This is a genomic window from Stenotrophomonas ginsengisoli (assembly GCF_001431485.1).
Classification (GTDB): domain Bacteria; phylum Pseudomonadota; class Gammaproteobacteria; order Xanthomonadales; family Xanthomonadaceae; genus Stenotrophomonas; species Stenotrophomonas ginsengisoli.
In genome coordinates this window covers 1-12,982 of sequence record NZ_LDJM01000038.1, presented here as the reverse complement: position 1 = coordinate 12,982, position 12,982 = coordinate 1, and the positions used below count along the sequence as shown (strand labels likewise).

General features: G+C 68.0%; 11 protein-coding genes. 7 read left to right on the top strand and 4 right to left on the bottom strand.

What is annotated here, in order from left to right:
• Both ABB30_RS13405 and ABB30_RS13400 read left to right on the top strand, forming a co-directional pair.
• Positions 1-1,950 (top strand): DUF2339 domain-containing protein (locus ABB30_RS13405; RefSeq protein WP_057638827.1); only part of this gene is annotated, 1,950 nt, incomplete at its 5' end.
• Complete coding sequence (locus tag ABB30_RS13400; RefSeq protein ID WP_083489877.1) at positions 1,947-3,287, top strand: DUF3999 family protein; 1,341 nt, start codon at positions 1,947-1,949, stop codon at positions 3,285-3,287. The genes ABB30_RS13405 and ABB30_RS13400, both read left to right, overlap by 4 nt.
• Before the next feature lie 65 nt (positions 3,288-3,352).
• Here the strand turns inward: ABB30_RS13400 and ABB30_RS13395 are convergent, their stop codons facing one another.
• Both ABB30_RS13395 and ABB30_RS13390 read right to left on the bottom strand, forming a co-directional pair.
• Positions 3,353-4,405, bottom strand: coding sequence for a pirin family protein (locus ABB30_RS13395; protein ID WP_057638825.1), 1,053 nt, complete (start codon positions 4,403-4,405; stop codon positions 3,353-3,355).
• A 98-nt stretch (positions 4,406-4,503) separates the two neighbouring features.
• Positions 4,504-5,064 carry a GNAT family N-acetyltransferase gene (locus ABB30_RS13390; RefSeq protein ID WP_057638824.1) on the bottom strand — a complete coding sequence of 187 codons (561 nt, stop codon included), beginning with the start codon at positions 5,062-5,064 and terminating at the stop codon, positions 4,504-4,506.
• A gap of 81 nt (positions 5,065-5,145) precedes the next feature.
• Here ABB30_RS13390 and ABB30_RS13385 point away from each other — a divergent pair, with 81 nt between their 5' ends.
• From ABB30_RS13385 to ABB30_RS13370, 4 genes are all read left to right on the top strand, one after another.
• A complete protein-coding gene (locus ABB30_RS13385; protein ID WP_057638823.1) occupies positions 5,146-6,324 on the top strand; it encodes a phosphoglycerate kinase in 1,179 nt (392 codons plus the stop codon).
• A 221-nt stretch (positions 6,325-6,545) separates the two neighbouring features.
• Complete coding sequence (locus ABB30_RS13380; protein ID WP_057638822.1) at positions 6,546-7,031, top strand: energy transducer TonB; 486 nt, start codon at positions 6,546-6,548, stop codon at positions 7,029-7,031.
• A gap of 133 nt (positions 7,032-7,164) precedes the next feature.
• Positions 7,165-8,643 (top strand): pyruvate kinase, encoded by a 1,479-nt coding sequence (pyk, locus tag ABB30_RS13375; RefSeq protein ID WP_057638821.1) that lies wholly within the window; start codon positions 7,165-7,167, stop codon positions 8,641-8,643.
• Positions 8,644-8,723: 80 nt separating this feature from the next.
• The gene (locus ABB30_RS13370; RefSeq protein ID WP_057638820.1) at positions 8,724-9,728 is read left to right on the top strand and encodes a class I fructose-bisphosphate aldolase; all 1,005 of its coding nucleotides are present in this window, start codon (positions 8,724-8,726) and stop codon (positions 9,726-9,728) included.
• A 58-nt stretch (positions 9,729-9,786) separates the two neighbouring features.
• On the opposite strand, the gene ABB30_RS13365 is transcribed toward ABB30_RS13370, so the two are convergent.
• A complete protein-coding gene (locus tag ABB30_RS13365; protein ID WP_083489876.1) occupies positions 9,787-10,377 on the bottom strand; it encodes an O-acetyl-ADP-ribose deacetylase in 591 nt (196 codons plus the stop codon).
• A gap of 154 nt (positions 10,378-10,531) precedes the next feature.
• The gene (cysK, locus tag ABB30_RS13360) at positions 10,532-11,491 is read right to left on the bottom strand and encodes a cysteine synthase A (protein ID WP_057638819.1); all 960 of its coding nucleotides are present in this window, start codon (positions 11,489-11,491) and stop codon (positions 10,532-10,534) included.
• A gap of 203 nt (positions 11,492-11,694) precedes the next feature.
• On the opposite strand from cysK, the gene ABB30_RS13355 reads away from it, so the two are divergent.
• Positions 11,695-12,678 carry a LysR family transcriptional regulator gene (locus tag ABB30_RS13355; RefSeq protein ID WP_057638818.1) on the top strand — a complete coding sequence of 328 codons (984 nt, stop codon included), beginning with the start codon at positions 11,695-11,697 and terminating at the stop codon, positions 12,676-12,678.
• Positions 12,679-12,982: the final 304 nt, after the last annotated feature.

The window sequence follows — 12,982 nt, the reverse complement described above, 5'->3', positions numbered from 1 at the left end:
GCCGGGCTGTGCCTGCTGGCGGTGCTGCAGCATTCGCGCACCCTGGCGGTGCTGGGCATCCTGGCCGGCTTCATGGCGCCGGTCTGGCTGTCCAGTGGCAGCGGCAACCATGTCGCACTCTTCAGTTACTACGCCTTGTTGAACCTGGCGGTGCTGGCCATCGCGTGGTGGCGGCCGTGGCGGATCCTCAACCTGCTCGGCTTTGCCTTCACCTTCGGTATCGGCACCTGCTGGGGCGTGCTGGACTACCGGCCGGAGCATTACGCCAGTACCCAGCCGTTCGTGCTGCTGTTCTTTGCGTTCTACCTGCTGATCCCGCTGTTGTACGCGCGGCGCCAGCCGGCCCAGGCCGGTGACCGCATTGACGGCACCCTGGTGTTCGGTACCCCGTTGGTCGCCTTCGGCCTGCAGGCGGCACTGCTGACCCAGGCCATGCCGCTGGCGCTGTGCGCGGTGGGCGTGGCCGCGATCTATGCGCTGTTGGCCTGGGTGTTCATCGGCCGCAGCCACTACCGCGCCCTGGCCCAGTGCTGGGCCGTGCTGGCGGTGGGGTTTGCCACCCTGGCCGTGCCGTTGGCCTTGTCGGCCTCGGCCACCGCCAGCGTGTTTGCCCTGGAGGGCGCCGCCTTGGTCTGGCTGGGCTTGCGCCAACAACGCCGATTGCCGCAACTGTCCGGCGGCCTGTTGCAGCTGGCTGCCGGTTTTGCCTGGCTGCTGGCGGCCAGTGATGGAAGTCACGCACGCATCGCGGTGCTCAACCCGGTGTGCATCGGCGCCCTGCTGCTGGCGCTGGCCGGCGCGGCGAGCTACCTGTGCTGCCTGCGTGCGCGGCACCCACTGGCGCGCCCGTATTACGTGTGGGCACTGGGCTGGTTGACGCTGGCGGTGGGGTGGGAAATCGTCCATTTCATCGCTGCGGACAACCGCGCCGATGCCTTGCTGGTGCAGGCCGTACTCACCGCCTGGCTGACGGCCGAGGCGTGGCGCCGTTGGCCGCAGCCGGAGCTGCGCATCACCGCACTGGCGGCCTTGCTGTTGCTGCTGCCATTGATGTTGCTGCAGGCCGATGCCCATCAGCAGCCGTTCGCCGGCTGGGGCGGCCTGGCCTGGGCGGTGGTGTTGGTGGCCGGCCTGCGCAGCCTGCACTGCCTGCGTCACGGCAGCGGCCTGATTTCGCTGCTGGCCCAGCTCGCATGGTGGCTGCTGTGGGCCACCGCCGTGAGCCTGTGCCTGTGGGTGGTGGTCGGCGCTACTGCGCTGGGTGCAAGCTGGCGCGCGCTGGCGGCGATCCTTCCCTGGCTGCTGCTGGCCGGCTTGCTGCAGTGGCGCTGGCGCTGGATGGTGGAGCCGTTGCAACAGGCCCATGCCAACGGACGCAGCGGGCTGCAGGCAGTGGTGGCCGTGATCCTTGGCTGCTGGTGGGTGTCTGTGCTGTTTGCTGCCGGTGATGCCCGCCCGCTCCCGTGGCTGCCCTTGCTCAACCCGCTGGAACTGGGCCTGGGCGCGGCGCTGGTGTTGTCGTGGCTGTGGTTGCGCGAACACCACCGCCAGTCGCTGCCGGAGCGTGTGCAGACGGTGCTGGGGGCAGTGGCGGCGTTGCTGCTGCTGAGCATGGCGGCCCTGCGCGCAGTCCACCATCTGGGCGGGGTGGCCTGGTCCTTTGTGGCCACTTCAGTGCCCGGGCAGACCAGCCTGACCCTGTTGTGGAGCGTGCTGGGCATGGCCGGCTGGATCGCTGGTTCGCGCCGCGGCAACCGCAACCTGTGGCTGGGCGGTGCCTTGTTGATGGCGGTGGTGCTGATCAAGCTGCTGCTGGTGGACCGCAACCATCTGGGCAACCTGCTCGGCATTGCCTCGTTCATTGGCTATGGCCTGCTGGCTACGGTGGTGGGCTACTTTGCCCCGGTGCCACCACGCCAGACCGGATCGGCTGGAGGAGAAGAACAATGAAAGTCCTGATGAGCGCACTGTTGTTGATGCCCGTCCTGGCCCTGGGCCAGGACCTGCGCAACGATATGGACCGGCAGTGGCCGCTGCAGCTGGAGCAACCGGCGCAGGCCATCCAGCAGCTGACGCTGACCCCGGCGGTCTATGCCGGCATTGCCCGCCTCGATGCCAGTGACCTGTTGCTGCTCGATGCGGCCGGGGCCCAGGTGCCGGCCAACCTGCTGGCTGCCGCGGCGCCGCCGGTGGCAGCGCAGTGGCGCAGCCTGCCGTGGTTTGTCCTGCCTGGCAGCCCGGCCGGTCAGGCCGATGACCTGAGCGTGCTGGTGCAGCGCGATGCCCAGGGCCGGGTGACCGGGGTGCACAACCGCATCCAGGCACCAGCGGCGTCGGCCACGCCGACGCGCTGGCTGGTGGATGCCAGCGCCCTGGCCGACGGTGCACGCCAGATCCGCCTGGACTGGGATCGTTCCAGCACGGCGCTGCAACTGGCCGTGCAGGTGGAGGGCAGTGATGACCTGCGCCAATGGCGCATGCTGCAGCCGCGTGCCGAGTTGGTGGCGGTGGAGCAGGGGGACAGGCAGCTGGCGCAGATGCAGTTGACCCTGGCCGGTGGTGCCCGTTACCTGCGCCTGCAACCGCTGGACGGCGGCCAGTTGAGCGCGTTGACCGCCATCCAGGCGCGGTTGCCCGATGCCGCCAGCGTGCCTGCCGACCTGCAGTGGCGCGAACTGGCAGCGCAGTCGCACACGCCCGATGGCTGGCTGTTCGAGCTGGACGGGCGTTATCCGGTCAGTGCCGTGCGGGTGGTGGTGGAGGGCAACAGCGCCGTGCGCTGGCGCCTGGCCAGCCGCGAGGATGAGCGCCAGGCCTGGCAGCTGCGGGCCGGGCCTTGGCTGTCTTACCAGCTGGACAGCACCGACAGTGTGGCCGAGCCATTGCTGCAGGCCGGCGTGCGTGACCGCCAGTGGCGCTTGCAGGCCGAGTCCGGGGCGGTTGTCGCCGCGCCGCGGCTGATGCTGGGCTACCGCCCCGAGCAGCTGTTGTGGCTGCTGCAGGGGCCGGCACCGTACAGCCTGGCGGCCGGCAGCAGCCGGGTGCAGCGGGCTGCCGCCCCGGTCACCGACACCCTGCAGGTCATGCGTCAGCGCCACGGCAGCCACTGGCAGCCGGGCCTTGCCCGCCTGGGCGATGAGCAGGTGCTGGCCGGTCAGGCGGCGCTGCGCCCGCAACGTGACCGTTCCACCGTGGTGCTGTGGGCGGTATTGCTCGGCGGTTCGCTGCTGGTGGGCGCAATGGGCCTGAGCCTGCTGCGCCGGCACCGCGATAGCGACGCATCCTGACCGCCGCTGCGGTTGGCACATGGGGTGGTCGCGCCATCCCATGTGCAGTGCAGCGGCGTAGCGGCTCAGCTGGCCGGTGGGTACTCCGCCTCGCTGCTGCCCGGGTACAGGGCAAACCGCTCCTTGCCCAGCGGGTGCACCGGGCCGGGTTCGGGCCACGGCCAGCCGCCGAACTGGGTACGGCCAAAGTCGACCCGGGCCTGCCACAGTTCCTGTTCGGTATTCATCACGAACGGGCCCATCGCTGACACCGGCGCACGGATCGGCACGCCCTGCATCAGCATCACCCGGGCCTCGTCGGCACCGTCGTTGTGCAGTTCGACCGTACTGGAGGCGTCCACTTCGTACAGTTCCTGGCCCTGCGAGGGCTCGCCGTCCACACGGATCTGCGTGCCGTAGTGGAAGTACAGGGTGCGCAGGCTGCGCACATCGCGCGCGGCCGGCAGGGTGATGCTGGCGCCGGGTTCCAGGACCACCAGCCAGATCGCCACGTCGGTATCGGGCCGGGCGGCCCAGGAGGACGGTGGTGGCGTGGGCGGCACCAGTTCCGGGCCCTGTTCCACCGGCAGGTAGGCACCGGCAATGATGCTCACCGTGGCAGTGGCGCCTTGCGCGTTCTTGTACCGGTAATGGGGGACGGTCGGTGCCCACAGCATCTTGAACGCGGCCGGCACCATCTTGTCTTCCGGCGGCAGGTTGAGCCAGATCTGGTACAGGTCCAGCGGGTTGTCGGCATCGGCATTGGCCAGCGGGAACATCTCCGCATGCATCACCCCGCCGCCGGCGGTCAGCCACTGCACATCACCCTGGCCATAGCGGGCGGTGGCGCCGAGCGAGTCGGAATGGTCCACCAGCCCGCTGCGGGCCACGGTCACCGTCTCGAAGCCGCGATGCGGATGGGCCGGAAAGCCCGGGATCGGCTGGCTGTGGTAGGTGCTGAAGCCATCGCGGCGGGAGAAGTCGCTGTTGGGGTCGCGGCCGGCCAGGGCGGCGGGCGGCAGGCCCTGGGCGCCATCGCTGGCCGGGTAGGCATCCAGGTGGTAGGCACAGAACAGGAAGGGGTCAGCCGCCGGCCACGGCGAGGTCAGGGGTTTGCGGGCGCGGATCAGCAGGCTCATGGTTTCTCCGCCGGGGGCTGTGGGTGGTGCGGGATGTGGGACGGCAGTGAGCATGCCAGCGGCACCGTAAAGGTTTTGCTGCCGGCGCCCGGCGCCGATCAGCTGCCGGGGCGGAAGTCCTGGCACAGCAGGCCGTACAGGGCGCTGTCACACAGCTCGCCATTGAGCTGCCAACGCTGGCGCAGCAAGCCCTCGCGCTGGAAACCGAATCTTTCCACCAGCCGGCAGGAAGGCAGGTTGCGCGGGTCGATGTCGGCTTCCAGCCGGCGCAGGCCGCGCTCATTGAACAGGTGCTCGATGACCGGTTGCAGCGCCTCGCTGGCCAGGCCGCGGCCCTGCCAATCGCGATGCAGGCTGTAGCCGATCTCGGCCCGGCCCTGCTCGCTGTTCCAGGCAAACACGGCAATGGTGCCGATCAGCAGGTCACTGTCGGCATCGGCAATGGCCCAGACCAGGATGTCCTGCTCGCGGCGCTGGCGGGCGATGTCATCCACCTTGGCCTGGGCCTGGGCCAGCTGGGTCCAGGCCGGGTAGCTCCAGTAGCGCATCACTTGCGCATCGGAATGGATGGCATACAGGGCCAGCGCATCGTCGCCCCTGACCTCGCGCAGGTGCAGGCGGGGGGTATGCAGCTCGGGTTGGGGCAGGCGTACGGACATGGCGATGCTCCTCAAGGTTTGCCCGCAGCGGTGGCGCGGGCGAAAATGGCGCTTTCCCACCTTCGTGAAGTAGATCCTGCCATGTCCATCATCCGCATGACTGACCTCGACCTTTCCGGCAAGCGTGTGTTGATCCGCCAGGATCTGAACGTGCCGATCAACGAGGCCGGGCAGATCACTTCCGAGCAGCGCATCAGCGCCTCGCTGCCGACCATCAAGCTGGCCCTGGAAAAGGGCGCGGCGGTGATGGTGACCTCGCACCTGGGCCGTCCCAAGGAAGGGGTGTGGAGCCAGGCCGATTCGCTGGCCCCGGTGGCCAAGCGCCTGAGCGAGCTGCTGGGCGTGGACGTGCCGTTGCTGCGTGACTGGGTCGATGGCGTCGAGGTGGCCGCCGGCCAGGTCGTGCTGCTGGAAAACTGCCGCATGAATGTCGGCGAGAAGGCCGACGACGAGGCGCTGTCCAAGAAGTACGCCGCCCTGTGCGATGTGTTCGTGATGGATGCCTTCGGCACCGCCCACCGCGCCCAGGCCTCCACCCATGGCGTGATCCGCTTTGCCCCGGTTGCTGCCGGCGGGCCGCTGCTGATGGCCGAGCTGGACGCCCTGGACAAGGCCCTGGCCGACCCGGCCCGCCCGCTGTTGGCCATCGTGGCCGGCTCCAAGGTCTCGACCAAGCTGGAGCTGCTGTCCTCGCTGGTGGGCAAGGTGGACCAGCTGATCGTCGGCGGTGGCATCGCCAACACCTTCATTGCCGCTGCCGGCCACAGCGTGGGCAAGTCGCTGGTGGAGATGGACCTGCTGGACACTGCGCGCCAGATCGTCGCCGATGCCCAGGCCCGTGGCGCCGCCATCCCGCTGCCGACTGACGTGGTCGTCGCCCCGGCCTTCGCCGCCGATGCCCCGGCCACGGTCAAGGCGGTGGACCAGGTTGGTGCCGAGGACATGATCCTGGACATCGGCCCGGACACCGCCGCCGCCTATGCCGCGCTGATCGCCAAGGCCGGCACCGTGGTCTGGAATGGCCCGGTGGGCGTGTTCGAATTTGACGCCTTCGGTCATGGCACCGAGGCCCTGGCCCGCGCCATCGCGGCATCCAGTGCGTTCTCCATTGCCGGCGGTGGCGACACCCTGGCCGCGGTGGACAAATACGACATCGCCAATGAGGTCAGCTACATCTCCACCGGTGGTGGCGCCTTCCTCGAGTTCCTGGAAGGCAAGACCCTGCCGGCGGTGGCCGCACTGGCCGCCCGCGCCGGCTGAGTACATACCCGTCCACCATGGACGGGGCATGCCGCACAACGGGCAGGCCGCAGGGTCTGCCCGTTTTTGTTGTCTGCATGCGCCATGCGCAGGGTGTGATTGCCGTGCTTGTGTCGCCGTCAACGCTGGGTCAGGCTTCATGGCCGGATCAGGAGCAGGCCTGATCATCCGGCGACTACTTGGCCAGGAGGGCAGTGCCGATGCGGTTGCAGGCAGTAGGGATGGCGGTGGTATGTGTGGTGCTGGTGGGCTGTACCGGCAAGGCCGTGCGCACCGGGGTGGCACACGAAATGATCCTGCCCGAGGGCGCGGAGCGTACCGAGGTGGAGGACAAGCAACGGTTCGTGATGGCGCTGCCTTACCGGCAGCCACTTCCCGCGTATCCGGCCGGGGGCACGGCGTTGGCGGCGCAACTGCCGGTCTGTGTGGAGTTTGTGGTCGGCGAAGACGGTGCGGTGCACTCACCGCGCTTGCTTGAAGGTGTGCCCGATTGCGTGGCCGCCAGCCAGTCCGGCATCACCCCGTTTGTCGATGCCGCGTTGGCCGCGGTGGCACAGTGGCAATTCTTCGGCGCCGGCATGTGCACCTGGCAGCAGGAAGAAGCCGAGTGCAGCGATGGCCGCGCGCAAGTGGCGCCGCTGGCGATCCGTCTGTCCTACCGTTTCCGCTTCCATGCCGGGCGTGCGGTGGCAATGGAGCGCCGGTGAGGAAGCACGGGCGGGCCCGGCACGGCGGTGATACCGGCATGTTTTCCTGCGACTGAGCGCAAGCCGGGCACGTTGTTGTTTTCAGTGCGCGTGCTAGCGTGAGGGTCTGTTCCTTGGCCTTGAGTCGTACGCGATGACCAGCACTGCCCGCCGCACCCGCATCCTTGCCACCCTCGGCCCGGCCACCGATGCCCCGGGCGTGATCGAGGCGCTGATTGCCGCCGGGGTCAATGCGGTGCGTTTGAACTTCAGCCATGGCGACCCGTCCGAGCAGGCGGCCCGCGCCGCAGTGGTGCGCGCGGCGGCGGCCAAGCTGGGGGCCGATGTCGGCATCCTGGCCGATCTACCGGGGCCGAAGATCCGCATCGAACGCTTTGCCGGTGGCAAGGTCAACCTGGTCCTGGGCCAGCGTTTTGACCTGGTCGCGCAGCCCGACCTCGGCCCGGGCGATGCCCAGCAGGTGGCGGTGAGCTATCTGGGCCTGCCCGGCGATGTGGCGGCCGGCGATGTGCTGCTGCTCGATGACGGCCTGGTGCAGCTGCAGGTGGAGGACGTGCAGGGCGCACGCATCATCACCCGGGTCCTCAACGACGGCGTGCTGTCCGACCGCAAGGGCCTGAACAAGCAGGGCGGTGGCCTGTCGCTGGGGGCGCTGACCGCCCGCGATGCCGAGCTGATCGCCTATGTGGCCGACCTGGGCGTGGACTTCATCGCGGTGTCCTTCTGCCGCAATGCCCAGGACATGCACGATGCGCGCGCGCTGGCCCAGGCGGCCGGCAGCAACGCTGCGCTGGTGTCCAAGATCGAGCGCACCGAGGCGGTGGAGAACCTGGAGGAGATCATTGCCGCCTCCGACGTGGTGATGGTGGCCCGTGGCGATCTGGGGGTGGAAATCGGCGATGCCCAGCTGCCCGGCCTGCAGAAGAAGATCATCAAGGCCACCCTGGCCCAGAACAAGGTGGTGATCACCGCCACCCAGATGTTGCAGTCCATGGTCGATTCGCCGCTGCCCACCCGCGCCGAGGTGCTGGACGTGGCCAACGCCGTGCTCGACGGCACCGATGCGGTGATGCTCTCCGGCGAGACCGCCGCCGGCGCCTGGCCGGTGAAATCGGTCGAGGCGATGGCCCGCATCTGCGGCGGGGCGGAAAGCCAGTTCGAGATGGATACCGATTTCGAGCAGGCCCAGCGCGGCCTGGGCCGGGCCGACCAGGCCATCGCCATGGCCACCATGTTTCTGGCCGAGCACATCGATGTGCGCGCGATCGTGGCGATGACCGAATCCGGCGGCACCGCCCGTTACCTGTCGCGCTTCCACGGCAAGGCGCCCATTTATGCAGTCACCGCCACGGCCGCCTCGCGCCGGCGCATGGCCCTGATGCGCAACGTGTTCCCGGTGGATCTGGATACCAGCGGGCTGAGCCCGCGGCAGTCGGCGCGGGCGGCCATTGCCCACCTGGCCAGGCTGCAGCGGCTGGCCGCCGGGGACCGGGTGGTGTTCACCAGCGGCGAAAACATGGCCGTGCATGGCTCCACCAATACCCTGCGCCTGCTGCAGGTCGGCGATGACGGCCAGGCGGTGGGGCTGGAGAACCTGCACAGCGCCGAATGATGGTGCCAGGGCGGAAGGGAAAAGGCGGACGGGGGCGGCTATAATCGCCGCTTCCTTCGCACCGCCTTCCGAGAAACTCCATGAGCATCGAACAGCTGGCCGAAACCGCACAGGCAATGGTCGCCCCGGGTAAGGGCATCATCGCCATCGACGAATCCTCCGCCACCATTGCCAAGCGCTTTGCCGCCGTCGGCATTGAAAACACCGAGGAAAACCGCCGCGCCTACCGCGAGCTGCTGTTGACCACCCCGAAGCTCAACGAGTACGTCTCCGGCGCCATCCTGTTTGACGAGACCATCCGTCAGTCGACCAAGGACGGCGTGCCGTTCGCCAAGTTCATGGCCGACAACGGCATGATCCCGGGCATCAAGGTCGACAAGGGCGCCCACCCGCTGGCCGGCTGCCCGGGCGAGCTGGTCACCGAAGGCCTGGACGGCCTGCGCGAGCGCCTGAAGGAGTACTACAAGCTGGGTGCCCGTTTTGCCAAGTGGCGCGCCGTGATCAACATCGGTGAGTCCATGCCGTCGGGCACCTGCATCGATGCCAACGCCCACGCCCTGGCCCGTTACGCTGCCCTGTGCCAGGAATGTGGCCTGGTGCCGATGGTCGAGCCGGAAGTGATCATGGACGGCGACCACGACATCGAGACCTCCTACGAAGTCACCGAAGCCACCCTGCGCTCGCTGTTTGATGCCCTGTACGCACAGAACGTGGTGCTGGAAGGCACCATCCTGAAGGCCTCGATGGTCATCCCGGGCAAGGACTGCGAAGAGCAGGTCGACGTGGAAGAAGTGGCCGAAGCCACCGTGATGTGCCTGAAGTCCACCGTGCCGGCGATCCTGCCGGGCATCGTGTTCCTGTCCGGCGGCCAGACCGACGAGCAGTCCACCGCCCACCTCAACGCCATGAACCAGCTGGACAAGCTGCCGTGGCCGCTGAGCTTCTCCTACGGCCGCGCCATGCAGCAGGCCGCACTGAAGCTGTGGGCCCAGGACATGACGGGCAACTACGCCGCTGCGCAGAAGACCGTGTACGAGCGCGCCAAGGCCAACGGCCTGGCCGCCCAGGGCAAGTGGGAAGGCTGATCGCTGATCACCACACCCTGTAATGCAGCAACGCCGGCGCAAGCCGGCGTTGTTGTTTTTACCCTGCCTGCAACGGCTGGAACTGGATCGTGGGCGGTATGCTGCCGGCCACAGGCGGGGGCGGGGTGAGTTCGCGCATGGCCTGTTGCAGCGCCTGCACGGTGCTGGCGTTGTAGCCACCGAGGATGATGCGGATCGGCAGGCGGTGGCTGCGCTGCCAGCTCACGCATTCGGTCACCGCGATGCGTGCGGCCTGGTGCACCGGGTAGCCGTAGGCGCCGCAGCTGATGGCCGGGAAGGCGATCGATTCCAGCTCCAGCTGCTCGGCCAGCTGCAGGCTTTTCCAGTAGCAGTTGGCCAGCAGGGCGGCTTCGTCACGGTTGCCGCCGAGCCAGCGCGGGCCCACGGTGTGGATGATGTGGCGGGCGCTGAGTTGGTGGCCGGCGGTCAGGCGCACTTCGCCGGTGGGGCAACGCACACCACGGCGTACTTCGGCCAGGGCAGTACATTCGGCCAGCAGGCCGGGGCCGGCAGCACGGTGGATGGCGCCGTCCACCCCACCGCCGCCAAGCAGGCTGGCATTGGCCGCGTTGACGATGGCGTCGACGTCCAGGGTGGTGATGTCGCCTTGCCAGATCTCGATGTTCATAGGGGTCATTTAAGGCTGCTGCCGATGAGTTCCGTGTGATCGCGCGCAGGGCGCAGGGCAGTCTGGGTGATGCTTTTCTCAATAGCTGCGACAAATGCAAAAGACCGCCTTTCGGCGGTCTTTTGTGGTCAATTGTTTCTATTTTCGCTGATTGTTACGGCAGGCCGGCCAGCCAGTCGTCGTCCGAACCGTCGTTGATGTCGGCAAACAGCGGGGTGGAGAAGTAGCGTTCTCCGGTGTCCGGCAGCATGGCCAGCAGGACCGAGCCCTGCGGAGCGTCCTTGGCCACTTCCAGCGCGGTGGCGATGGTGGCGCCGGCACTGATGCCGACGAAGATGCCTTCCTCGGCGGCCAGCCGGCGCGAGGTGCTGATCGCGGCATCGTCGCTGATGCTGCGCAGCTCGTGATAGACCTGCCGGTCGATCACCTCGGGCACGAAGTCCGGGGTCCAGCCCTGGATCTTGTGCGGGCTGAATTCCTTGCCGGCGAGCAGGGCAGCACCGGCCGGCTCGGTGGCGATGATGCGGGTTTCCGGGCGGGCCGCGCGCAGGATCTGGCCGACCCCGGTCAGGGTGCCGCCGGTGCCCCAGCCGGAGACGAAGTAATCCAGCGGCTTGCCGGCGAAGTCGCTGAGGATTTCCGCAGCGGTGGTCTGGCGGTGGAAGGCCGGATTGGCCGGGTTGGCAAACTGGCTGGCCAGAAACCAGCCGTGTTCCTCGGCCAGCTCGCGCGCCTTGCGCACCATGCCGGTGCCGCGTTCGGCGGCCGGGGTCAGGATCACCTTGGCGCCATAGGCGCGCATCAGCTTGCGCCGTTCCACCGAGAAGGTTTCCACCATGGTGGCCACGAACTTGTAGCCACGCGCGGCGCAGACCATGGCCAGGGCCACGCCGGTATTGCCGCTGGTGGCCTCCACGATGGTGTCGCCGGGCTTGATCAGGCCGCGCTTTTCCGCGTCCAGAATGATCGCCAGGGCCAGGCGGTCCTTGACCGAGCCGGCCGGGTTGAAGGACTCGACCTTGGCATACAGGCTGACATGGGCCGGGGCGATGCGGTTGAGCTTGACCACCGGGGTCTTGCCGATGGTGTCCAGGATGGAGTCGTAGATGGCCATGGGGTCTCCGTGAAGCTGCGCGCCGGGTGCGCCAGTGTGCGCATGGACCGGGGGCGGGCAGGTGAGCGTTGTGGTCACGCTACGCCCGGGCTTATGGCCGGGGGAAATGGCCTTATGCCAATCTTTTATTCCATCCGGTTATAAGGATGTCACGGCATCTGGTCTACAGTCGGTTTCCCCCCTCGTTGCCATGCCGTTTCGTCATGACTCTGACCCAGCTGCGTTATCTGGTCGCCATCGCCGATGCCGAACTCAACATCACCCTGGCCGCCAGCCGGGTGCATGCCACCCAGCCCGGGTTGTCCAAACAGCTCAAGCAGCTGGAGGACGAGCTGGGGTTTTTGCTGTTCGTACGCCGTGGCCGCAGCCTGGATGCGGTGACCCCGGCTGGTGAGCAGGTGATTGCCCGGGCCCGTCTGGTCCTGGCCGAGGCCAACAACATCCGCACCTATGCCGCCAACCAGCGGCGTGAAAGCCAGGGCCAGCTGGTGCTGACCACCACCCATACCCAGGCCCGCTTCGTGCTGCCGCCGGCGGTGGCCCAGGTCAAGAGCCGCTACCCGCAGGTCAGCGTGCACCTGCAGCAGGCGGCCGAAGCCGATGCCTTGAGCCTGTTCAGCCAGGGCGATGCCGATATCGCCGTGGTCAGCACCACCGGCGAGCCGCCAGCGGCCGGGTTGGCGGTGCCGCTGTACCGCTGGCGGCGGCTGGTGCTGGTGCCGCGCGGGCATGCGCTGGACCGCCCGGGCAGTGCGCCGAGCCTGGCCGAGCTGGCCGGTTTTCCACTGATTTCCTACGAATCCTCGACCCGCCCGGGCTCCTCGCTGCAGCGTGCCTTCGCCGCCGCCGGGCTGGAGCCGGACCTGGCCCTGACCGCGCTGGATGCCGACCTGATCAAGACCTATGTGCGCGCCGGGCTGGGAGTGGGCCTGCTGGCGGAGATGGCGGTCTCGGCCAGCGACCAGGACCTGCGTGCCTGGGGCGCGCCGCCGCAGGTGGCCGACTGCGTGGCCTGGGCGGTACTGCCGCGTGACCGGGTCCTGCGTGACTACGCCCTGGACCTGGTCCATGCCCTGGCCCCGCAGATCGACGTGCGCGACCTGCGCCGGGTGCTGGAAGGCAACCAGGAACCGGCCTGGCCGACCCCGCCGGAATGGACCACCCTGAGCCAGCCGATCACGCTTTGAGACGAGAAACTAGGAACGAGTGGAGAGGAAAGAGCAACGAGTGGAGAGAAACGAGCAACGAGTGGGGAGAAACGAGCAACGAGTGGAGAGAAACGAGCAACGAGTGGGGAGAAACGAGCAACGAGTGGGGAGAAACGAGCAACGAGTGGGGAGAAACGAGCAACGAGTGGGGAGGAAAGAGCAACGAGTGGAGAGGAAAGAGCAACGAGTGGTGGTGGGTGGCCGCTTCACTCGTTCCTCGTTGCTACGCACTCTTTCCTCGCTCCTCGCTCCTCGCTCCTCGTTGCTGCTCACTCATTCCTTC